A 23,043-nucleotide genomic window follows, 5' to 3' on the forward strand; every position below is an offset into this window, starting at 1 on the left:
GGATGGAGGCCCGGACGGGACGGTCCAGAGGCGTCGCCGACGATCGGCCGCACACGCCGAGCCGGCCCGGGTCACCGACGCGACGATCGACGTCGGACGACCGGCACCTACGCGAAGGAACCGGTCTCGCACCTCGGGTCAGCGGGGCAGGATCTCGAGTGCAGCGACGTTCCAGCGGTCGGTCGTGGGCGACGTGTCGTTCAACGTCACCGACGATCCGGCCGGCCCACCCGGCACCGATCGCGACTGCACCCAGAAGGTGTCCCCCACGCTCGCCAGGTACTCGTCGACCTTGGTCTGGCCCGGGCCGACGACGCGGGCGACCGACCGGTCCCAGTCGTTGCCCACGCCCCAGACCCACGATCCGGGCACGGTGGAGGTGAGCGAGGCCGTCGGCGACCCCGTGCTCGCGCCGGCACCGGCGACCGCGCCGTCGGCGACGCTCGCGTTGGTGAAGCCGACCACCGTGATCGAGCCGACCTGCGACCCGCCCGACCGGGTAGCCGTGATCGTGGCGTTCGACAACGGTCCGCCCGCGGCCGCCACCCAGACCTCGGAGGTGCCGGCCTGCGTGTTGGCGCGTTGTCGCAGCCGCCAGGTGAGGCCGCCGCCCGTGACCGCTGAGAAGCTCACGGCTCCCGGCGACGGGCCGTCCGAGCTGACGAAGGCCACGATGAGCTCGTTCGACCCCGTGGTCGTCAGCCCGCCGACGGCGATCGAGGTCGCCGCCGAGCTCTGGTGCAGGCTGACGGTCTTGTCGATGCCGATCGCCGTCGTCTGGCTCGGGGTCGTGACGGTGCTGGTGCTCGAGGGCGCGCTGACGTTACCGGCCGCGTCCTGGGCCGTCACGGTGTAGCTGTAGGCCGTCGTCGGCTGCACGGTGGTGTCGACGTAGCCCGTCCCCGGCGAGGTGCCCACCGGCGCGCCGTTGCGCAGGACGTTGTAGCGCGTGACGCCGACGTCGTCCGAGGACGCGGTCCACCCGAGGGTGACCTGGGTGCTCGACATCGCAGTGCTGAGGAGGTTGGTCGGGGCGCTGGGCGCCGTGGTGTCGGCGAGCACGGTGATCGTGGCTTCGTTCGACGGCGCGCCGGCGTTGCCGACGCCGTCGTTCGCCCGGACCTTGTAGAAGTAGGTGCCGGCCACGACCCCGGTGCCGGTGTACGACGGCGTGGTGGTCGCACCGACCTTGGTGCCGGGGCTGGGCGTGAAGCCGGACGTGGTCGACCGATACACGTCGTAGCCGGTCACGCCTACGTTGTCGGTGCTCGCCGTCCAGCTGAGGGTGGCCTTCCCGACGGCGCCGGTGCCAGAGAGGTTCGTCGGCGCGGACGGTGCGAACGTGTCCTCGTACGGCGCAGGAAAGCGGATCATGGCCGACACCGACGGGACGCCCGCGCCGTTGACGATCGACAGCATGTAGTAGCCGGGAGGCGCGGTGTTCCCGTCGACCGGCATCTGCACGTTCAGGCCACCGGCCGCCTGGGTGAACGGGAGCGAGAGGGCCCGCGAGTTCTGGTCGAACGAGTGGGTGACCGAGCCCGTGCGGATGAGCGACACCGACGTGATGCCGGCGGCGTCGGGCGTCGCGACGAAGGTGGCCTGGCCGTACTGGACGGTGCCCGGTGCGGAGGTGATGGTCGGTCGGGGGCCCTTGAAGAGGTAGGACGGGGAGTAGATCTGCGCCGACTTGTGGTCAGGAACTCCGGCATCGCCCCCGCCCCCGGACACGAAGACCCGCCCGTCGGGCAGCAGCACTGCCACCGAGTGGTAGAGCCGGGCCTCGGACATCGCCGCCAGCGTCGTCCAGGTCCCGGTCGCGGGGTTCCACCGTTCGGCCTGGAGCACCCCGTTGGCGTCGTCGTGGCCGGACTTCTCGGTGTCGCCGCCGGTGGCCAGCACCGTGCCGTCGGGCAACGCGGTGAGGTTCACGAAGCTGCGCGCGAACGCCATGCTGCTCGTTGGTTGCCACGTCGGGTTGGGCTGGCTCATGTCGAGGGTGAACGCGGTGCGGCTGGAAGGACCTGAGTTGCCGCTGTCCGCCGCCGAGCCGGCCTTCATGAACTTGTTGGGGGCGTAGTTGACGATGCTCGATCCGTCGATGACGCGGCTGTCGATCGTCGTCCAGGTCTGCGTCGCCACGTTCAGGACCTTGGTGACCGACGGGGTCTCGGATGCGCCGCCCCACAGGATCCGCCCATCCGGCAGCTGGTACTGGAACGGGTAGACGGGCTGTGACTGGGTGGCGGCAGGCAGGGTGGACCAGCTGTTTCCCGGCACGTCGTAGACCTCAGGGGTCACGACCAGGTCCCCGTCCGCCTTGTCGTAGCCCGAGGTCACGAGCACGCGTCCGTCGCCCATGGTCGTGCCGGTCGCGTACCAGCGCGCGAGCTGCATCGGCGCCAGGTTCTGCCACGTCTCCGTGGACGAGTCGAAGGCCGTGACGTTGCGGATGCCGAGGCCGCCGCTCGTCGCCGTCCCGCCGATCACGAGGATGCGTCCGTCCGCAGTGACGGCCTGGCCCGCGCAGAACAGGTCCGCGGCCGCGTTGGGCACCTGGTTGATGGAACCGCTGACCGGGTCGAAGACGTACTGCTGGCCGGCCTGGGTGAAGTCGCCCTGGAAGGTCAGGATCTTGCCGGTCGGGGTGAGCGCGGCGTGGATGGAGACCTCGGGCCACGGGATGCTCGGCGCCCACTGACCGATGACCGCCGGGGTGTTCGTGGCGTTGGCGACCGTGACGGTGACCACGGCCGACGTCCCCGTGTTGCCGGCCGCGTCCCGGGCCACGGCGGTCACGGTGTGCACCCCGTCCGCGGCCGCGGTGGTGTCCCAGCTGACCCCGTAGGGAGCAGTTGTGTCCTCGGTTCCGAGAGGCGTGCCGTCCACCGTGAACTGCACGCCCGCGACGCCGACATCGTCGTTGGCGGTTGCCGCCAGCGCGATCGTGCCCGCCACCGAGGACGCGTTGGTGGGGCTGGTCACCGACGCCGTCGGGGACGTCGTGTCCGCGACCGGCGAGAGCGTCGTGAGGGTCCGGTCCGTCGAGAGCGCGAGGTTGCCGGCGGCGTCGGTCGAGCGGACCCGGTAGTGGTAGGTCGTCGCAGCAGACAGGCCGCCGATGGCCTGCGAGTGGGCAGTGACCCGGTTGGTGTCGAGCGTGGTGCTCGTGCCGTAGCCGGCACTCGGCCCGTAGTCGACCTGGGAGCTCGAGGCCTCATCCGTCGCCCAGGTCACGGTCGCCGAGGTCTGGGTGATCGACGTCGCCGTCACGCCGGAGATGGTCGGCGGCACGGTGTCGAGCGCCGGCGTGGTGACCGTCGCGCCGGTGGATCCGGCCGACGAGTTCCCGGCCGCGTCGTACGCCTGCACGGTGTAGGTGTAGCTGGTCGCCGGGCTCACGGCGGTATCGGTGAACGACGTGCTCGTCGTGGTCGTGATCGAGGTACCGCCCCGCAAGACGCGGTAGCCCTGCACCGCGGTGTTGTCCGTGCTCGCCGACCACGCCAGGTTCACCTGGTTCGGTCCGACGGCCTGGGCGACCAGGTTGGCGGGAACGGTCGGTGGCGTCGAGTCCGGAGAGGCGCTGGTGATCTCGATCAGGGCGAGGTTCCACCGATCGTTCGTCGGAGCCGTGTCGCTGATGGGGACGACCGTGCCGGCATTCGCGGTCGTCGCCGTCTGGCGCTGCACCCAGAACGTGTCGCCGACCGAGGTCAGGTACTCGTCGACCTTGGTCTGGCCGGTGGCCACGGTGCGAGCGGTCGCGCGGTCCCAGTCGTTGCCGACACCCCACACCCACGAGCCCGCTCGAGTCGTGGTGACGGAGCCGCCCGGGGCGCCCGTCGCCGCGTTTGCCGTGCCGACAGCACCGTCCGTCGTCAGGTCCGCGCCGACGAAGGACGCGACGGTGATCGAGCCGACCCAGCTGCCCGCATGAGTCGCCTGGACGGTCGCGCCCGTCAGCGCGGTCGGAGCGACGGCGGTCCAGATCTCGGAGGTACCGGCCCGAGCGTTCGACCGCTGCCGCAGGCGCCAGATGACACCCCCTCCGGCGACGCTGCTGAAAGTCTGCGTGCCGGCCACGCTGGGACCGTCCGCCGTGAGGAAGGCGACCAGGAGCTCGCCCCCCTGGGTGGTCGTGAAGGCCGGCGACGTGACGCTCGTGGCCGACCCGCCGTGAGTCGTCACCAATGAGTCGAGCGACAGAGGGACCGCCGCGGACGCCGGCTCCACGGGTCCGACGGCCGCGACGCCCACGACCAGCAGGACAGCCGCGAGAACGGCGGTGGCACGCCGATGGCTCCATCCGACTCGCCCGCGACGCATTCAAGCCCCCACCCGGTGACCCCAGCAGACCCCGAGGCGACAGGGACCCGCGACGTGCACCAGCGATCATCCTCCCAGCGGCGCCGCTTTGGTCCAGGTCGGAACTTGCCGGCCTCGCGCGGACCCACGTTGCGGTCGGCCGAACGGCCGAACGGCCGAACGGCCGAACGGCCGAGTCAGGCCACGTAGGCGAGCAGGAACGGCTCCGAACCGCCGGACCACGTACCCGTGAGGGTGAGCTCGTGGGCGGCCGCAGCTCCCTGCACGGCGAGACGACGGCACAGGACGATGCGAAGTCCTCCCGCCTCGACGACGGTCGTCGAGGCGTCCCACGCCGCGCTCACGTCGGTGTCGTCCGGGCGGAGGTCGCGCCCGCTGGTGCCGCCGCTGGTGACCCGGACGCTCGGTTCGCGCGGGGCGTCGACGCCCTCGACGTACTCGTCCGCTTGCGCGGCGCGCCCCGACAGCACCGAGGCGAGCACCTGGGCGTAGACGGGATCCCCGGTCGCGTCGTAGATCCAGCGTCGACCGAGCACCGAGTGCTCCATGGTGCAGACCAGGAACGGGTCCGCACCGACCAGCGGCGCACCGCGATAGGTCAGCGGGATCTGCAGCAGGTGACCGCCGGCCGTGACCACGACGTGCGTCTCGATACCGACCTCGCCGTCCGGATCGTCGAAGCGGAACGCACCGACGATCTCGAGCCCCGGCTCTCCCCAGGGCTGGGTGGGCACCCACTCGTCGAGGAGCTCCGCCTTCGTCGGACGAATGGTGGCGCGGTGGATCAGGGCCATCGGTCGACCCTAGCGAATCGATCCCGGGCCCCCACCGTGTCGTCGACCGCGGGCGAGCCGACGGTCACCGATCAGCGCACGCCGAGATCACGCAGGCCCGCGGCGACCGCATCGCGCAGCTCGCGCGAGCCGCCGAGGTCGCCGAACACGTCCGAGAGCCGGAGGAAGCGGTCTGCGAGCCCGTCCACCGGCCCCGCGGCCGCGGCGGCGAGCACGTCCGCCCGCGGGTCGTCGAGCGTCACCACCCGACCGTCGAGGACGAGCGACCCTGCCGTGACGGAGCGCACGTACGCGATCCACGCGGCGATCGTCGCGCTCGCGGCGTGCGGCACCGCCCCCACCGCGAGCCGGTCGCGGACCGTGCCGAGGAGGCGCTGCGGCAGCTTGACCGACCCGTCGGACGCGACCTGCACGGTGGTGTGTCCCGTCGCCGGGTTCGCCATCCGGGCGAGCACCGAGTCGCGGTACTGCGCGAGGTCGACCCCGGGAACCGCCTCCAGCGTCGGCAGCACGTCCTGGTCGACGAGCGCACGCGACGCCGCGAGAAGGTCGGGATCTGCCACGGCGTCGGCGATCGTCGTCAGCCCCCGCAGCGCACCGCGGTAGGCGAGGGTCGAGTGCACGGCGTTGAGGATCCGCAGCTTGGCGCGCTCGAACGGCTCGACGTCGCCGGTGAAGGTCGCCCCCGCGCGCTCCCACACAGGTCGTGGCCCGGCGAACGCGTCCTCGAGCACCCACTGCCCGAACGGCTCGGCGACGACGAGGCCCTCGTCGCGGAGTCCGAGCAGGGCAAGGGCCTCGGCCCGGTGCTCGGGCGTGGTCGCCGGCACGATCCGATCGACCATCGTCGCCGGGAACGTGACCGAGGTGGCGACCCACGACGCGAGATCGCTGCGGCCGCCCGCGTCGAGGGTGCGTGCGACGAGCGCGGCGAGGACGTGGCCGTTGCTCGCGAGGTTGTCGCAGCTGACGACGCTGAGCGGGCCCGCGTCGCCCCGGTGTCGCGCGGCGAGCCCGAGGAACAGCAGGCCGAGAGGCGTGCGCGCGGGCGCGTCGTCACCCGACCCGAGCGTCGCGAGATCGGCCGCGAGGTCGGGATCCGTCAGGTCCGGACCGCCCCCGGGAGCGAGGCGGTAGCCCTTCTCGGTGACGGTGAGCGTGACGACGTGCGTCGAGGGTGCTGCGATCGCCGCGACGACCCGTGGAGTCTCGTCGCGTGGGAAGGCGACGCCGGTGTGCACGCCGACCAGGCGCAGCGACGACGCGGCGGCGTCCTTGGTGAGCACCCCGTACAGGCCCTGCTGCGGCACGAGCTGGTCCACGACACCGCGCGAGCGCTGGGTCGCGCCGAGGACCCCCCACCCGCTGTCCCCCGTCGCGGCCATCGCGTCCTGCGTGTAGACGGCCTGGTGGGCGCGGTGGAACGCGCCGATGCCGAGGTGGACGATCCCGGTGGTCAGCTCGCGGGGGTCGAACGGTGCGGGCTCGACCTGCCCGGCGAGCCTGCGCGCCGTCGCGGCAGACAGGCGCAGGGGTGCTCCGGCCGTCACGTCCGGGCCCTCACGTCGGCTTCTCACGCTCGAGATCTCAGCACGGCCCGGTCCATCGTGGCAAATCTAGGCAAGCGGTTGCCACCTCCGCCTCCCAGGTGTTTGAATGCCGCAGACGACTCGCGTGCGGCGGACCGGTCGACGACGACTCCGACCGCGCACCTGGAAGGACAGCAGTGACACCCCCCGCCCTGAGGCTTCACCCCGACCGCGCCCTGCCGGCGGACCCGGCCACGCGCACCCTCGCCCGCGAGATCCTCGCAGCGACCCGCGACCTGCCGATCGTGTCCATGCACGGCCACGTGGACGCAGGTCTGCTCGCGCGCGACGAGCCGTTCGAGGACCCAGCGAGCCTGCTCGTCGTCCCGGACCACTACCTCGTCCGCATGCTCGTCTCGCAGGGCGTCCCGCACGCGGCGCTCGGCGTGGGACCCGACGCCGAGCGCGACCCGCGCGCGATCTGGCGGACGTTCGCGGCGCACTGGCACCTGTTCCGCGGCACCCCGACCAGGTACTGGCTCGAGCATGTCCTCGCCGACGTCTTCGACGTCGATGTCCGACCGTCCGCGCAGACCGCCGACGAGATCTACGAGCACCTCGCCATGCGCCTCGCCGACGCGGACCACCGACCGCTCGCTCTCTTCGAACGCTTCGGCATCGAGACGTTGGCGACGACTGACGAGGCGACCGCCGATCTGACCGCCCACGCCGAGCTCGCGGCGCGCGGGTACGGCGCGCAAGTCGTTCCGACGTTCCGCCCGGACGCCCTGCTGCGCGTCGACCGCCCCGGCTGGACCACCTCGGTCGCCGTGCTCGAGGAGCGCGCCGGCCTGGCGATCCACGGCTACCGCGACCTCGTCGAGGCGCTCGAGCGCCGGCGCACGTTCTTCGTGGCGAACGGCGCCCGGGCGAGCGACCACGGGACGCTCGACGTGCGCCTGCAGCCGATCGGCGACGCCGAGGCCGAGCGGATCGTGACGCGCGCGCTGCGCGGCACGGTCGACGCCGCCGAGGCGGCCCTGTTCGAGGGTCACATGCTGTTCCAGATGGCCCGCATGGCCAGCGAGGACGGCCTCGTCATGCAGCTGCACCCGGGCGTGCTGCGCGACCACGACCGCCTGGCCGCGGTCAGGCTCGGCACGGACGTCGGTTACGACATCCCGGTCGCCACCGAGTTCGCCCGCGCGCTGCGTCCGGTCCTGGAGGCGTTCGGCCACCACCCGGGCTTCCGGATGATCGCGTTCACGGTCGACGAGGACACCTACAGCCGCGAGCTCGCGCCGCTGGCCGGCGTCTACCCGGCGTTGCGCCTCGGTGCACCGTGGTGGTTCCTCGACTCGCCCGACGGACTGCGCCGTTTCCGCGAGGCCGTCACGGACACCGCGGGCTTCGCCAACACGGCCGGCTTCGTCGACGACACGCGGGCCTTCTGCTCGATCCCCGCGCGGCACGACCTGGCGCGGCGGATCGACGCGGGCTTCCTCGCGCGGCTCGTCGCCGAGCATCGCCTCGACCTCGACGAGGCGATCGACTCGGGCATCGACCTGGCCTACCGGTTGCCCCGTCAGGCGTACGCGCCGCGCGCCGGGGCCGACGGCATCGGGCTTCCGGTCACGTCGGGAGCCCTGCAGCCGGTGGCCGCGCGGGGCGGTGCGGTGTGAGCACCCGGCACGCCGCGCTCGTCGCGCTCGAGCACTACCGCCTGGTCCCCGTCGTCGTGCTCGACGACGCGTCCGACGTCCCCGCGCTCGGCGCGGGACTCGTCGCCGGCGGCCTGCCGGTCGCCGAGGTCACGTTCCGCACGGCGGCTGCACGCGATGCGATCGCCGCGCTGGCCGACCGGGGCGACGTCCTGGTCGGCGCCGGCACCGTGCTGACGCCCGCGCAGGTCGACGCCGCGGTCGCGGCCGGCGCCCGGTTCGTCGTGTCACCGGGCACGAGCCGTGCGGTGGTCGAGCGCTGCCTCGAGCACGGCGTGCCCGCGATCCCCGGCGCGGTGACCGCCACCGAGGTCATGGCGACGCTCGAGCTCGGGCTCGACCTCGTGAAGTTCTTCCCCGCCGCGACGTCGGGCGGCGCGCCTGCCCTCGCCACCCTCGCGACGGTCTTCGCGGGCGTGCACTTCGTGCCGACCGGCGGCATCGCGGCGGGCAACCTGGCCGACTACCTCACCCTGCCGGCCGTCGCAGCGGTCGGCGGCTCGTGGATGGTGCCGCGAGACCGGGTCCGCGCGCGCGACACGGCGGCGATCGAGCGGCTGGCGCGTGCCGCGGTCGCGGCCGCCGACGCCGTCCGCCCGCGTGCGGGCCAACCCGCCTGACGATCCGCTCCCGGCGTTCGTCGACATACCCTCGGCCACACCGATCGCAGGAGACGACATGACGACGACCCTCGAGCTACGACCCGCCGACGAGTGCCGCTACGACGCGGTGAGCCTCGGCGAGGTCATGCTGCGCCTCGATCCGGGCGAGGGCCGGATCCGCACGGCGCGCTCGTTCACGGCGTGGGAGGGCGGCGGCGAGTACAACGTCGCCCGCGGCCTGGCCCGCACGTTCGGGCTGCGCACGGCAGTCGTCACGGCCCTCGCGGACAACGAGGTCGGCCACCTGATCGAAGGGCTGGTCCTGGCGGGCGGGGTCGACGCGTCGCACGTGCGCTGGCTCCCCTACGACGGTGTCGGGCACGCGACGCGCAACGGGCTCAACTTCACGGAGCGCGGCTTCGGCGTGCGCGGTGCGCTGGGGGTGTCCGACCGCGGGCACACGGCCGCGTCCCAGCTCACGGGCGTCGACTGGGACCACCTGTTCGGCGACCTGGGCGTGCGCTGGTTCCACACCGGCGGTATCTACGCCGCGCTCTCCGAGACCGCCGCCGCGACCACGCTCGCCGCCGTCCAGGCAGCTCGCCGGCACGGCACCGTCGTGTCGTACGACCTCAACTATCGCCCGAGCCTGTGGAGGTCGGTGGGCGGGCAGGGGCGGGCGCAGGAGGTCAACCGGTCGATCGCGCCGCACGTCGACGTGATGATCGGGAACGAGGAGGATTTCACCGCCGCGCTCGGCTTCGCGGTCGAGGGCGTCGACGAGTCCCTCACGGACCTCGACGTCGGCGCGTTCGCGCGGATGATCGACTCCGTCGCCGCCGCGTACCCGAACCTTCGAGTCGTCGCGACGACGCTGCGCACGGTGCGCACGGCGACGGTCAACGACTGGGGCGCGATCGCCTGGTCGCCCGGCACGGGTCTGGTCCGTGCGTCGCACCGCCCGGGCCTCGAGATCCTCGACCGTGTGGGCGGCGGCGACTCGTTCGCGTCGGGCCTCGCCTACGGCCTCCTCGCGGGTGACGACCTCGCGACCGCCGTGGAGTACGGCGCGGCGCACGGCGCGCTGGCGATGACGACCCCCGGCGACACGTCGATGGCGACGCGCTCCGAGGTGCTCAAGCTCGCCTCGGGCGGGGGCGCCCGCGTCGACCGCTGACCCGTCCGTGCCGGTCAGGCGCGCGCGGCCAGCGGCGTCGGCACCGCGTCCGCGAGCCACTCGACCTGACGCCGGGTGTGGAAGGCGTCACCGCCCTCGTGGTGGTTGAACGGGTACACCTCGATCGACCGGTCCCCCGCGTAGGCGTTGTAGGCGGCGAACACGGTCGACGGCGGGCACACCGTGTCGCGCAGCCCGACACCGAACAGCGCCTTCGCCCGCGCCCGCCGGGCGAACCCCACCCCGTCCACGTACGACAGCGTGCGCAGCACGTCGGCGACGGCCCCCCGCTGCACCGCGAGGTACCGGACGATCTCGCCGTACGGGTCGGCGTCCGTGAGGCCGAGCGCGCGCTGCACGTGGCACAGGAACGGCACGTGCGGCATCGTCGCGGCCAGGTCGGGCACGAGGCCCGCCACGGCGAGCGCCATGCCGCCGCCCTGACTGTTCCCGGTGGTGACGATGCCCGCCGCGTCGACACCGTCGAGCGCGCGCACGGCGTCGACGGCGCGCGCCGCGTCGGTGATGAGCCGGCGGTAGTAGTACGTCGCCGGGTCGCCGATGCCACGGGTCACGAACCCGGGGACCGCCGGCGGGCTCGGCACGGGGTCGGGGGTGTCGCCACCGTTGCCGTACTGGCTGCCCTGGCCGCGGGAGTCGACGAGGAGGTGCGCGTAGCCCGCGGCGGACCACAGGAGCCGCTCGTGCGGGAGGCCGCGCCCGCGGCCGTAGCCGACGAGCTCGACGACGACCGGGAGATCGCCCCCGGCCGTCCCCCGGGGCCGGCTGTACCAGGCCCGTACCGGGTGGCCGTCGAAGCCCGAGAACGTGAGGTCCCACGTGTCGACGAGCGCGAGGCCGGTCGGGACGCGCTCGAGCGCGACGACGGGGGCGTGCAGGCGAGCCGCGGCCAGGGTGTCCGCCCAGAACGCGTCGAGGTCCGCGGGTTCCGGCACGTCGGGCGTGTAGCGCTCGAGCTGGTCCAGCGGGAGGTCGAACAAGGCCACGGCGATGCTCCTGGAGGGTGAGACGGGGGCTGAGCAGGACTGGTGATCACGCACACCAAGCGGACCTCGAAAGTTTCGATAACGATTTGCATAGCGAGCGTGCACATTCGCGAGGTCCTATGGCAACATACGTGGCAACCGTTCGCCATCCCATTCCTCCGGATGTGCGGACGGGCTCGAACACCCGATCTGTGGTCCGCGTCCAGGCGCGGGGACCGTCTCCGGTCCACGACTCACGACGACGTGAGAGAGGTGATCAACCGCATGACCGCAACCGAGGTCACGACAGCTCCGCCACCCAAGGTGAAGCGCCCCGCACGGGCCGGCTCGCCCAGGCGCACGTGGCGCCAGGAGCTGCGCCGTGACTGGCGGCTCTACTCGTTCCTGGTGCTGCCGCTGATCTTCCTGCTGATCTTCCGGTACATCCCGATCCTCGGGAACGTCGTCGCGTTCCGGCGGTACCACCCGGGCGGAAGCATGTTCGGCGACGAGTGGGTCGGCCTGCACTACGTGAAGCAGTTCATCCACGACCAGCAGTTCTGGCACGTGTTCACCAACACCGTGATCCTCGGCGTGCTGACGCTGATCGTGGTGTTCCCGCTGCCGATCGTGCTCGCTCTCATGCTCAACGAGGTGCGCTCGACCAAGTTCAAGCGCGTGGTGCAGACGGTCACCTACCTGCCGCACTTCATGTCGATCGTCATCGTCGCCGGCGTCATCTTCCAGCTCACCTCCGTGAACGGGACGATCAACCAGATCATCACGCACCTCGGCGGCACGCACATCACCTTCATGCAGCAGCCCGAGTGGTTCCGGCCGATCTACCTGTCCTCCGAGGTGTGGCAGACGGTCGGCTGGGGCACGATCCTCTACCTCGCGGCCCTGACCACGGTGGACGAGCAGCTCTACGAGGCCGCTCGCATCGACGGCGCCGGCCGCTGGCGGCAGACGTGGCACATCACGCTCCCGGGCATCCGGCCGACGATGGTCGTGCTGCTCATCCTCAACATCGGCACGTTCATGGCGGTCGGGTTCGAGAAGATCCTGCTTCTCTACAACCCCCTCATCTACTCGACCGCGGACGTCATCTCGACGTACCTCTACCGCGTCGGCATCGTCTCGAACAGCGTCTCGTACGCGACGGCCATCGGCCTCTTCGAGGCGATCATCGGGCTCGCCATGATCCTGACCGCGAACCAGATCTCGAAGAAGGTTGTGGGGGCGAGCCTGTGGTGACGAACCTGTCCAAGGAGCGCCCGGCCGACGAGCCGGACGTGCACGGACCCGACATCATCGAGGCGGACCTCGTCTCGAGGACGACCCGGCTGCCGGCGACGACCAAGCCGCGCGGTCTGCGCGACGGCCGAAGCCGTCGGGTGTTCCTGGTGGTCAACGCCGTCCTGTTGATCCTGCTCAGCGCGGTCGTGATCTACCCGTTCGTCAACATCGTCGCCCAGGCGTTCAGCAGCGAGGGCTACATCACCACCGGCCAGGTGAACGTCGTCCCGCGCGGCTTCAACCTCACGACGTTCCACGTCGTGCTGGGCGACCCGATGTTCTGGCTGAACTACCGCAACACGGTGGTGTACACGACGGTCGCCACGCTCATCGCACTGACGCTGACGACGACGTACGCGTACGCGCTGTCCAAGCCACGGCTCAAGGGGCGCACGTTCTTCGTCGGCATCGCGGTGCTGACGATGTTCTTCAACGGTGGCCTGATCCCGAACTACGTCCTGATCAGCCACCTGCACATGCGGAACTCGATCTGGGCGATCGTGATCCCGAACGCGATCAGCGTGTTCAACCTGCTGGTCATGAAGTCGTTCTTCGAGAACCTCCCCTCGGAGCTCGAGGAGGCGGCGTCGATCGACGGCGTGAGCACGTACGGGATGTTCTTCCGCATCGTCCTGCCGCTGTCGAAGGCCGTCATCGCCACGATGGTGCTCTTCTACGCGGTCGCGTTCTGGAACTCCTGGTTCACCGCGTACCTCTACATGGACGACCCCCAGCGCTACCCGGTGACGGTCTACCTGCGCAACCTCATCGCCGGCGCATCCCAGGTCGAGGGCGCCGGCGACGCCATCACGCAGGTCGCCGCCAACGTGCAGGCCGTGACGATGCTGCTCACGATCCTGCCCATCGTCTGCCTCTATCCGTTCATCCAGAGGTACTTCGTGTCGGGCGTGATGCTCGGCGCGGTCAAGCAATAACGGCGGTCCGGGGAGCACTCCGGTGCATTCCGCATGCCCTTTTCCCATCCAGAGCAAGACGACGTTGTCCCCTTTCGGAAGGAGAATCATGAGTTCGAACAAGAAGCGGGTGGGGGCGGTCGCGACAGTCGCCGTCCTGGCGCTGACACTGACCGCCGCGTGCTCGTCCGGTGACGACGGGGCCGCCAGCAGCAGCCCGTCGTCGACCGGCACGGGCGTCACCATCCCCGACGCGCAGCAGGTCGGCGCGATGAAGGACTTCAAGGCCGGCGAGACGTTCAAGGCGACCACGCCGACGACGGTCAGCCTCCTGTACCGCGACCACCCCAACTACCCGCTCAAGAAGGACTGGCTGATCTTCCAGCAGCTGACGTCCAACCAGAACATCTCGTTCGACATCACCAGCGCCCCGCTGTCCGACTGGGACGCCAAGAAGTCGCTCATCATCTCCGCGGGCGACGCACCGGAGCTCATCCCGGTGACGTACCCCGGCCAGGAGACGCAGTTCGTGTCGGGAGGCGCGCTGCTGCCCATCAGCGACTACGTGCAGTACATGCCGAACTTCGAGCAGAAGGTCAAGGACTGGGGCCTGACGGACTACATCGACAACCTCAAGCAGAGCGACGGCAAGTACTACATGCTGCCGGGCCTCTACCAGTCGCCTCAGCCGCAGTACTCGATCGCGATCCGTCAGGACGTGTGGGCGAAGTCGGGCATCACCACCGACCCGAAGTCGTATGCGGACCTGGAGAAGGACCTGCAGATCCTCAAGGACAAGAACCCGGGCGTCTGGCCGATGTCGGACCGCTGGTCGACGCAGAACAACGTCCCGCTCGGCGCGACGCTGCAGACGGCGGCCCCGAACTTCAACACGGTCGCCGGCTGGGGCTTCGGCAACGGCCTCTGGTACGACACGGCCGGCAAGAAGTTCGAGTACGCGCCGACGACCCCGGGCTACAAGCAGCTCGTCCAGTACTTCGCCGACCTCGTCTCGAAGGGTCTGCTGGACCCGGAGTCGGTGACCCAGTCCGACGACCAGGCCAAGCAGAAGTTCGGCACGGGCCAGTCGCTGTCGATCGCCGGCAACACCCAGGAGGTCACCTCCTACCGCACGGCGTTCACGCAGGCCGGGAACACCGACGCCACGGTGCACCTCATCCGTGTGCCGTCGGGTCCCGGCGGTGACAACGTCGCCGCGGGCGGTCGCGTCGCGTCCGGCTTCATGATCTCGGCGAAGGCGGCGTCGCAGCCGAACTTCCTCGCGACGCTGCAGTTCGCCGACTGGCTGTACTTCTCCGACGAGGGCCTCGAGTTCGCCAAGTGGGGCGTCGCGGGCACGACGTTCGACAAGGACGCCAGCGGCACCCGCACCCTCGCGGCCGACGTCGACTGGAACGGTGTCAACCCGACCGGCACGAAGAAGCTCAACGCCGACTTCGGCTTCAGCAACGGCGTCTTCATGCTGGCGAACGGTTCGGCGGACGACGTCATCAAGGGCATGAACTCGGACGAGTCGAACGCGTTCGTCCAGGCGATGTCCTCGAAGAAGGAGCTCCCGCTCCCGCCGGCCGCGCCCTTGTCGGCCGACCAGCAGGAGCAGATCACGCTCTGGCAGACGGCGCTGAACGACTCGGTCACGCAGAACACCGCGGCCTTCATCTCGGGCAAGCGCCCGATGTCGGAGTGGGGCAGCTGGATGACCGAGCTCAAGGGTCTGAACGTCGACCAGTACGTCCAGACGTTCAACGACACCCTGACCGGCGCGAAGTGAGGTCCTGACCTCGGCGCACCAACGGCCGGCCCCGCGTCCCCCCGGGCGCGGGGCCGGCCACACCGGCTCGACTGCACCAACGACCGGACGACACGATGCGAGAAGAAGCATGACGATCCACTACGGCGGCGACTACAACCCTGAGCAGTGGCCGCGCGAGATCTGGGACGCCGACTACGCGGCGTTCGACGAGGCGGGCGTGACGACGCTGACGCTCGGCGTCTTCGCCTGGGCACACCTGCAGCCGGCGGAGGGCACGTACGACTTCGCGCTGCTCGACGCCATCGTCGGGCGGGCGACCGCGGAGGGCCGCCGGATCGTGATGGCGACGCCGTCCGGGGCGATGCCGCCCTGGCTGGCCCAGGGCTACCCCGGCGCGTGCCGGGTCGACTTCGAGGGTCGCCGGCACCTCTACGGCCAGCGGCACAACCACTGCCCGTCGTCGCCCGACTTCCGCCGGCTCTCGGTCGAGCTGGCCGGCAGGCTGGCCGCCCGGTACAGCGACAACCCGGCGATCGTGGCGTGGCACGTGGGCAACGAGTACGGGGGCGCCTGCTACTGCGACGCGTGCGCGGAGGCATTCCGGGAGTGGCTGCGCGCCCGGTACACCACGCTCGAGCGGCTGAACGACGCCTGGACCACGCTGTTCTGGTCGCACGTCTTCACGTCGTTCGACCAGATCGTGCCGCCCACCGCGCTGTCCGAGCACTGGCGCGGGCCGGACCACACCGCGTTCCAGGGCATCACGCTCGACTACCGTCGTTTCATGTCGGACGCGCTGCTCGGTGGGTTCGTGGCGGAGAAGGCGGCCATCCGGGAGCACGTCGCAGACACGCCCGTCACCACGAACTTCATGGGCCTCTACCAGCCCGTCGACTACCACCGCTGGGCGCAGCACCTCGACCTGGTCTCGTGGGACAACTACCCGCCGCACGACACCCCGCTCCGCACGGCCGCCCGCATGGCGCTCACCCACGACGCGATGCGCGGCCTGCGCGCCGGCGAGCCGTTCTGGGTGATGGAGCAGACGCCGTCCGTGACCGCGAGCCGCGACGTGAACCCCGTCCAGCGCCCGGGTGTCCTCGCCCTGCGGACGTGGCAGTCCGTCGCCCACGGCGCGGACGCGACGCTCTACTTCCAGATGCGCCAGTCGCGCGGCGCCTGCGAGAAGTACCACGGCGCCGTGCTGGACCACTCGGGTCGCACCGACACGCGCGCCTTCCGGGAGGTCGCCTCCCTCGGCGCGGACCTGGCCCGGCTCGGCGACGCGACGATCGGTGCGCGCACACCCGCGCGTGTGGCGCTGCTGCTCGACTGGGACTCCTGGTGGGCGCTCGAGCTGTCCGACGGGCCGAACCGCAACGTGCGCTACGTCGACGTGCTCAGCACGTACTACCGGGCGGTGTGGGCGGCGAACGCGCCCGTCGACGTCGTCCCGGTGACCACGCGTCTCGACGCGTACGACGTCGTGATCGCACCCGCGCTCCACATGGTCAAGGGCGACCTCGCTGCTCGGCTCGACGCGTTCGTGCGCCGCGGCGGCTCGCTCGTCACGAGCTTCCTGTCCGGGCGGGTCGACGAGGACGACAACGCGTTCCTCGGCCACGGCGTGCTCGACGGCCTGCTCGGGCTGCGGGTCGAGGAGACCGACGCGCAGCCACCCGAGGTCGCGAACCCCGTCGAGCTCGTGCTCGACGGCCGGACGACCCTGCACGACGGGCGCCACGTCTTCGAGGTGCTCGTGCCCGACGACGCGTCCGTGGTCGGGCGGTACACCGCCGACTTCTACGCGGGGACCGCGGCCGTCACGCGAGCCGTGCGCGGCTCGGGCGATGCCTGGTACGTCGCCACCTCGCTCGACGACGCCGCCGTGGCGAGCATCATGACCTCGGTGCTCGAGCAGCACGGGCTGCTCGGCCCCCATGCCGACGTCGAGGGCCTCGAGATCACCGAGCGTGTGAGCCCGACCGGCGAGCGGATCCAGTTCGTGCTGAACCACGGCACGACCCCTGCCACGGTGAGCTCGCAGGTCGCGGGCACGGACGCACTCACCGGGCTCGTCGTGCGCCGCGGCGATCTGCTCACCCTGGCGCCCGCCCAGGTGCTCGTGCTGCGCCCCTGAGCCGTCCGACCCGCCCGACCGTCCGTCCCCACGTCTGGAGAAACATGAGCCGCGTCGTCGTCCCCGCCCAGCCGATCGGTCCGCTGCCCGAGGCGTGGCGCGCCTGTGTGGGCACCGGCCGCCTGAACCTCGCGCTGCGCTCGGACTACCGCGACTCCCTCGCGCTGACGCAGCGCGCGATCGGGTTCCGGCACATCCGCGGGCACGGCCTGCTCAGCGACGACATGGGCGTGCTCCGCGAGTCGCAGGGTGTCACGCGGTACGCCTTCTCCTACGTCGACCAGGTGCACGACGCGTTCCTCGGCCTGGGGATCAAGCCGTTCGTCGAGCTCGGCTTCATGCCGAGCGCGCTGGCGTCCGGCGACCAGACCGTCTTCTGGTGGAAGGGCAACGTCACGCCGCCGCGCGACTACCGCGAGTGGACCGACCTCGTGCAGGCGTTCCTGCGGCACTCGATCGAGCGGTACGGGCTCGCCGAGGTGGCGTCCTGGCCGGTCGAGGTGTGGAACGAACCGAACCTCGTCGACTTCTGGCAGGGCGCCGACCAGGCCGAGTACTTCCGGCTGTACGAGGAGACGGCGCGTGCGGTCAAGGACGTCGACGCGTCGCTGCAGGTGGGCGGTCCGGCGATCTCCCCCGGTGCCGACGAGTGGTTCGCTCCGTTCGCGGAGTTCGTCGCGAGCCGGGACGTCCCGATCGACTTCGTCAGCCGGCACGCCTACTCGACGGGTCCCGCGCAGCACATCCCGTTCGGGGTGTACCAGACGCTCCTGACCCCGCAGGCTCTGCTCGACCAGTTCGACGCGCCGCGGCGCGAGCTCGCGGGCACGGGTCTGGCGGGACTGCCGGTGCACATCACGGAGTTCAACACGAGCTACCGCCCGGACAACCCGATCCACGACACCGCCTACAACGCGGCCTACCTCGCACCCGTGCTCGCGGGCGGCGGCGACCTCGTCGACTCCTTCTCCTACTGGACGTTCTGCGACGTCTTCGAGGAGCAGGACGTCCCGACGTCGCTGTTCCACGGCGGCTTCGGCCTGCTGACGCACCGGCAGGTGCCCAAGCCGACGTTCCACCTCTACGCGTTCATGGCCCGCATGGGTGCGCAGGTGCTCGCGCGCGGGGAGGACCACCTGGTCTGCGCGGACGACGACGGCCGGGTGACGGTGCTCGCGTGGCAGCCGGTCGGCGGCACGCAGGGCGATGCGGCCGCGTCGAGCCACGAGGTCCGGCTCTCGCTGCCGGTGGCCGGTCAGGGGACGGCGTTCGTGACGCGGGAGCGCGTCAACGACCAGGACGGCAACGCGTTCGCCGCCTGGCGCGAGCTCGGCCGCCCGATGTCGCCCACCGAGCGCGAGCTCGACCTGCTGCGCGACCTCGCGCGGCCCGCCGTCTCGCACGCCGCGCTGCCCGTCGTCGACGGCCGCGTCGACCTCGACCTCACGCTCGCCCGCCACGAGGTCACGTTCGTCGAGGTGCGGCCTGTGAGGTCGACGGTGCACGACGGCCTCGACGACCGGCGGCTGCTCGGCGCCGACGACGACCGGCTCGTCGCCGAGGCTCCCGGCGCAGGCCGCGCCGCGCGACTCGTGCGCGGTACGGAGGGACGATGAGTGCCGTGACCCGCGACGAGGAGCGGTACTCGGAGGTCGGTCCCGGGCCGCTGTCGCGGTGGTCGGCAACCGTGTACTGGGTGCTCGTGATCGAGGCCCTCGTCGTGCTCACGTCGCTGCCGGGACTCGTCGGACTGCTGTTCCTGGGCGGCTCCGCCTCGAACGTGCCTCTCGTCATGCTGTGCCTGCTGCCGGTCGGCCCGTCGCTCGCGGCCGCCGTGTTCGCGTGGCGCGACTTCCTCGCGCAGGGTCGACCCGGTCGTGACCTGACGCCCGCGCGCCACTTCCTGCGCGGCTACCGGCTCAACTGGCTCGACGTGCTGCGGTGGTGGGTGCCGACGCTCGTCGTGCTCGCGATCCTTTCGGTGAACGCCGTGCACGCCGGAGGGGTGTTCGCGACGGCCGCGCTCGTCCTCGGTGTCGCGCTGCTGACGTGGGCCGGCAACGCGCTCGTGCTGTCCGCCGTGTTCGCGTTCCGCACCCGCGACGTCGCGCGTCTGGCGGCGTACTACCTCGCAGCGAAGCCGGTCGCGGGGCTCGGGGTGCTCGCGCTGCTCGTCGTCGCCGGGGGCCTGGCCGTGCTGACCAGCGACTGGCTCGTGGTCCTGCTGGCATCCCTGCTCGTGCTGCTGCTGGTCCGGAACGCGCAGCCCGTGATCGCCGACGCGACCGACCGGTTCACGACGAACTGATCCGGCGTGCACCGACGTAGCACCCGCCGCCCCCATGTGGGGTTCCCGCGGCGGCGGGTACCACGTCAGCTGTGCGAGCGTCAGAAGATCCGGCGCCCGCGACCGTCCGGCACACCAGACGAGCGCCGGAAGTAGGTGTTGACCTGGTCGCGCCACTCGTGCGCGCAGCGGACCTGTTCGGCCAGCCGGTCGGCGACGCGCGCGTAGAGCGCCTCGGGGACGCGCCCCTCGACCGAGGTCCAGGCCTTCGCGAAGTCCTCGGTGCGCGCGGCACCGGCGAAGTGCGTGTCGTAGATGTGCTGGATCACCGTCGTGCCGTCGTGCAGCACGTGCCCGTACGGCACGTGGTGGAAGAACAGCAGGAGCTCGTCGGGCACGGTGTCCAGCGACTCGTACAGGTCCGACCACGGCCCCGGGTACTGGCCCGTGTAGCCCGTGCCCGTCGCGCGCGTGCGGTCGACGCCCACGCCGTCGCGGTCCGCGAAGTGGTACGTCCCCCACGGCGTGTACTCGTAGCCGTTGACGTCGGGCCCGTAGTGGTGACCCGGCCGGACCATGAAGCCGACGCCCAGCGGCGCCGTGTACTGCTCGTAGGTGCGCCACGAGTCGTCGAGGATCGCGTGCAGCGAGTCGCGGACGACAGGATCGACCGGGCTACCGTCCGGGCCCGAGAACGTGAGGCCGATCCACTCGTCGAGGATCGCCGCCACGTCGGCGTCCGGGGCCCACGCGAGGCGCGCGAACGTGTAGAGGTTGGCCTGGGCCAGCGGATGCCCCGTCCAGAACTCGTCGGAGCCGACGTTCGACACGGCGACCAGTCCCCCCGCGATCTCGGCGACCGTCGGGCCGCCCGGCCCCAGCAGCCGGAACGAGAGGATCTGCGCCCACTGCGGGCCGAGCCACACCGCGTGCTGCTGCTGGCCGGTGTACTCCTGGGTCACCTGGAGCTCGAGCGCCAGCCGGGTCCGGCCCATCGCGGCGATCACGGGCGAGACCGGCTCACGCGTCTGGAAGTCCATCGGGCCGTACTTGACCTGCACGACCACGTTGGCGTCGAACCTGCCGTCGAGCGGTGCGAAGTGCTCGTGCGCGGCTCGTGCGCGGTCCGTCGAGCGGTCGCGCCAGTCCTGCGTGTGGTTGTAGACGAACGCGCGCCAGAACACCGTCCCGCCGAACGGAGCCAGCGCACGGGCGAGCATGTTCGCGCCGTCGGCGTGGTCACGCCCGTACGCGAACGGGCCCGGCTGGCCCTCCGAGTCGGCCTTGACGACGAAGCCGCCGAAGTCCGGGACGGCCCGGTAGACATCCGCCGCGCGGGCCGACCACCACGCCTGGACAGTGGGGTCGAGGGGGTCGGACGACGGCAGACCGCCGAGCGTCATCGGCGCCGCGAAGCTCACCGACAGGTAGACCCGGATGCCGTGCGGGCGGAACACCTCGGCGAGGCGGACCACGTCCGGCAGGCGGTCCATGAGCAGGCGCGCCTCGGTGCGGTGCACGTTGACGTTGTTGAGGCCGACCGCGTTGATCCCGACCGAGCCGAGCAGCCGGGCGTACTCCTGGGCGCGCGACAGGTCGTCGCGCAGGCATCCGGCGTCGTAGAAGATCGAGCCGCCCGAGTACCCGCGCTCGACCTGGCCCATCACGTCGTGCACGTCGACGTTGTCCCAGTGGTCGAGCATGCGGATGCGCTGAGCCGGCCGCTGCCGCTCGACGCCGTCCGGGCCGTCGAAAGCGTCCTCGCCGCCACGCACGACGTGGTGCAGGCCGTGCAGCAGCGCGGCCGAGGAGCCCGCGGCGACCCGCGTGGCGCCGTCGGCGCGATCGACGACGTACTCGCCTTCCTCGAGCCCCACGTCGACCGTCAGCAGGAGATCGTGCCCGGCGGACGTCGCGCCCTCGTCGAACCGGCCGCCCCACCGGGTGGTCGCGCGTCGCACCTCGTCGCGAACGGTGTCGACGACGACGTCCTCGGTGCTTGCGGCGAGGAGCACGCGGCGCGACCCGACGGCGCGGAACGCTGCGTCGGGCAGCCACATCGGGTGAGCGTCACCAGTCATGGACGGTGCCGTCCTTGAGCCGGTTGAACGGCAGGTAGGCCTGCTGGTACGGGTATCGCTGCGCGGCGGCGTCGTCGTAGGAGACGCCCAGGCCCGGCTCGTCACCCGGATGCAGGTAGCCGTCGGTGAACGTGAAGCTCTGCCGGAACACCTCGTTGGTCAGCGGCCCGTGCTGCATGTACTCCTGGATGCCGAAGTTGTGGATCGCCAGGTCGAGGTGCAGCGCGGCGGCCATGCCGACCGGGGAGATGTCGGTCGGACCGTGGATGCCGGACTTCACCTGGTACTGGGCGGCGAAGTCGAGGATCTTGCGCAGCGCCGTGATCCCGCCCGTGTGCGTCACCGCCGAGCGCACGTAGTCGATGAGCTGCTCGCGGATCAGCGTCTGGTAGTCCCAGACGGTGTTGAAGACCTCGCCGATCGCCAGAGGCGTCGTCGTGTGGTGCCGGACGAGGCGCAGCGCCTCCTGGTTCTCGGCGGGGGTGCAGTCCTCGAGCCAGAACAGGTCGTACGGCTCGAGGTCCTTGCCGAGCCGGGCGGCCTGGATCGGTGTCATGCGGTGGTGCCCGTCGTGCAGCAGCGGGAGCTCGGGGCCGAACTCGTTGCGGACCGCCTCGAAGACGGTCGGGACGTGCCGCAGGTACGCGCGGGTGTCCCAGTCCTCCTCGGGCGGCAGCGCGACACGCTGGGCAGGCTCGTAGTCGTACCGGTCGCCCGTGCTCGTCCCCTGGGCGGCGATGCCGTAGACCTTCTCGATCCCGGGGATCGCGGTCTGCACGCGGATCGAGCGGAAGCCGAGCTCCAGGTGGTGGCGGATGGAGTCGAACAGCTCGGGCAGGTCGCGACCGCTCGCGTGGCCGTAGGCCATGATCCCGTTGCGGCTCGCCCCGCCGAGCAGCTGATAGAGAGGCATCCCGGCGAGCCTCGCCTTGATGTCCCACAACGCGACGTCGACCGCCGCGATCGCGGCCATGGTCACCGGGCCGCGGCGCCAGTACGCCGAGCGGTACAGGAACTGCCAGGTGTCCTCGATGCGGTGTGCGTCGCGGCCGAGCAGCAGCGGGACGACATGGTCCTGCAGGTAGCTCGCGACGGCGAGCTCGCGCCCGTTGAGCGTGGCGTCACCGAGGCCGACGACCCCGTCGGCAGTCGTCAGGCGCAACGTGACGAAGTTGCGGTCGGGGCTCGTGACGAGCACCTCGGCGCGGACGACAGCCGTACCGGCTGCGGCCGTCAGGCCCCCGGCGACGGACGCTCCGGTCAGGTCGGGATGGGGCCTGGTTCTGGTCTCGCTCACGTGCGGTTCACTCCCTTGCGTGCGGCATCCTCGCCGCGGTGTCGTGCCACCGAGGCTAGACGCTCGGGCGGGATCAGGCAATCGATTGCCAAGAGTTGCCAAAACATGCCCCC

At 71.2% G+C, this 23,043-nt stretch carries 15 protein-coding genes; 9 read left to right on the forward strand and 6 right to left on the reverse strand.

Annotated features, from left to right (window positions below):
* Nucleotides 1-138 precede the first annotated feature (138 nt).
* The 3 genes from ACPPVS_RS12300 to ACPPVS_RS12310 form a co-directional block, all read right to left on the reverse strand.
* Complete coding sequence (locus tag ACPPVS_RS12300; protein ID WP_426592550.1) at nt 139-4,260, reverse strand: galactose oxidase-like domain-containing protein; 4,122 nt, start codon at nt 4,258-4,260, stop codon at nt 139-141.
* A 245-nt stretch (nt 4,261-4,505) separates the two neighbouring features.
* On the reverse strand, nt 4,506-5,123 hold the full coding sequence (locus ACPPVS_RS12305; protein ID WP_426592551.1) for a CG0192-related protein: 618 nt from the start codon (nt 5,121-5,123) through the stop codon (nt 4,506-4,508).
* Nucleotides 5,124-5,194: 71 nt separating this feature from the next.
* Complete coding sequence (locus tag ACPPVS_RS12310) at nt 5,195-6,700, reverse strand: mannitol dehydrogenase family protein (protein WP_426592552.1); 1,506 nt, start codon at nt 6,698-6,700, stop codon at nt 5,195-5,197.
* Between the two features lie 149 nt (nt 6,701-6,849).
* On the opposite strand from ACPPVS_RS12310, the gene uxaC reads away from it, so the two are divergent.
* The 3 genes from uxaC to ACPPVS_RS12325 are packed head-to-tail and all read left to right on the forward strand — an operon-like array spanning nt 6,850 to nt 10,152.
* The gene (gene uxaC / locus ACPPVS_RS12315; RefSeq protein ID WP_426592553.1) at nt 6,850-8,334 is read left to right on the forward strand and encodes a glucuronate isomerase; all 1,485 of its coding nucleotides are present in this window, start codon (nt 6,850-6,852) and stop codon (nt 8,332-8,334) included.
* Nucleotides 8,331-8,993 (forward strand): bifunctional 4-hydroxy-2-oxoglutarate aldolase/2-dehydro-3-deoxy-phosphogluconate aldolase, encoded by a 663-nt coding sequence (eda, locus tag ACPPVS_RS12320; RefSeq protein ID WP_426592554.1) that lies wholly within the window; start codon nt 8,331-8,333, stop codon nt 8,991-8,993. Before uxaC ends, eda begins: the two co-directional genes overlap by 4 nt.
* A gap of 58 nt (nt 8,994-9,051) precedes the next feature.
* Nucleotides 9,052-10,152 carry a PfkB family carbohydrate kinase gene (locus ACPPVS_RS12325; RefSeq protein ID WP_426592555.1) on the forward strand — a complete coding sequence of 367 codons (1,101 nt, stop codon included), beginning with the start codon at nt 9,052-9,054 and terminating at the stop codon, nt 10,150-10,152.
* 14 nt (nt 10,153-10,166) lie between these two features.
* On the opposite strand, the gene ACPPVS_RS12330 is transcribed toward ACPPVS_RS12325, so the two are convergent.
* The gene (locus ACPPVS_RS12330; protein ID WP_426592556.1) at nt 10,167-11,159 is read right to left on the reverse strand and encodes an acetylxylan esterase; all 993 of its coding nucleotides are present in this window, start codon (nt 11,157-11,159) and stop codon (nt 10,167-10,169) included.
* A 264-nt stretch (nt 11,160-11,423) separates the two neighbouring features.
* Here ACPPVS_RS12330 and ACPPVS_RS12335 point away from each other — a divergent pair, with 264 nt between their 5' ends.
* The 6 genes from ACPPVS_RS12335 (at nt 11,424) to ACPPVS_RS12360 (ending at nt 19,573) form a co-directional block, all read left to right on the forward strand.
* Nucleotides 11,424-12,395 carry an ABC transporter permease gene (locus ACPPVS_RS12335; protein ID WP_426592557.1) on the forward strand — a complete coding sequence of 324 codons (972 nt, stop codon included), beginning with the start codon at nt 11,424-11,426 and terminating at the stop codon, nt 12,393-12,395.
* A gap of 89 nt (nt 12,396-12,484) precedes the next feature.
* The gene (locus ACPPVS_RS12340; protein WP_426595965.1) at nt 12,485-13,372 is read left to right on the forward strand and encodes a carbohydrate ABC transporter permease; all 888 of its coding nucleotides are present in this window, start codon (nt 12,485-12,487) and stop codon (nt 13,370-13,372) included.
* 88 nt (nt 13,373-13,460) lie between these two features.
* A complete protein-coding gene (locus ACPPVS_RS12345; RefSeq protein ID WP_426592558.1) occupies nt 13,461-15,143 on the forward strand; it encodes an extracellular solute-binding protein in 1,683 nt (560 codons plus the stop codon).
* A 109-nt stretch (nt 15,144-15,252) separates the two neighbouring features.
* The gene (locus ACPPVS_RS12350; protein WP_426592559.1) at nt 15,253-17,265 is read left to right on the forward strand and encodes a beta-galactosidase; all 2,013 of its coding nucleotides are present in this window, start codon (nt 15,253-15,255) and stop codon (nt 17,263-17,265) included.
* A gap of 44 nt (nt 17,266-17,309) precedes the next feature.
* Nucleotides 17,310-18,881 carry a GH39 family glycosyl hydrolase gene (locus ACPPVS_RS12355; protein WP_426592560.1) on the forward strand — a complete coding sequence of 524 codons (1,572 nt, stop codon included), beginning with the start codon at nt 17,310-17,312 and terminating at the stop codon, nt 18,879-18,881.
* Complete coding sequence (locus ACPPVS_RS12360) at nt 18,878-19,573, forward strand: DUF624 domain-containing protein (protein WP_426592561.1); 696 nt, start codon at nt 18,878-18,880, stop codon at nt 19,571-19,573. The genes ACPPVS_RS12355 and ACPPVS_RS12360 overlap by 4 nt, the downstream gene beginning before the upstream one ends.
* A gap of 80 nt (nt 19,574-19,653) precedes the next feature.
* Here the strand turns inward: ACPPVS_RS12360 and ACPPVS_RS12365 are convergent, their stop codons facing one another.
* Nucleotides 19,654-21,633 carry an alpha-glucuronidase gene (locus ACPPVS_RS12365; protein ID WP_426592562.1) on the reverse strand — a complete coding sequence of 660 codons (1,980 nt, stop codon included), beginning with the start codon at nt 21,631-21,633 and terminating at the stop codon, nt 19,654-19,656.
* Nucleotides 21,623-22,870 carry a D-mannonate dehydratase ManD gene (manD, locus tag ACPPVS_RS12370; RefSeq protein WP_426595966.1) on the reverse strand — a complete coding sequence of 416 codons (1,248 nt, stop codon included), beginning with the start codon at nt 22,868-22,870 and terminating at the stop codon, nt 21,623-21,625. Before manD ends, ACPPVS_RS12365 begins: the two co-directional genes overlap by 11 nt.
* Nucleotides 22,871-23,043 lie beyond the last annotated feature (173 nt).

Source organism: Cellulomonas sp. McL0617 (genome assembly GCF_049994875.1).
Taxonomy (GTDB): Bacteria; Actinomycetota; Actinomycetes; order Actinomycetales; family Cellulomonadaceae; genus Cellulomonas.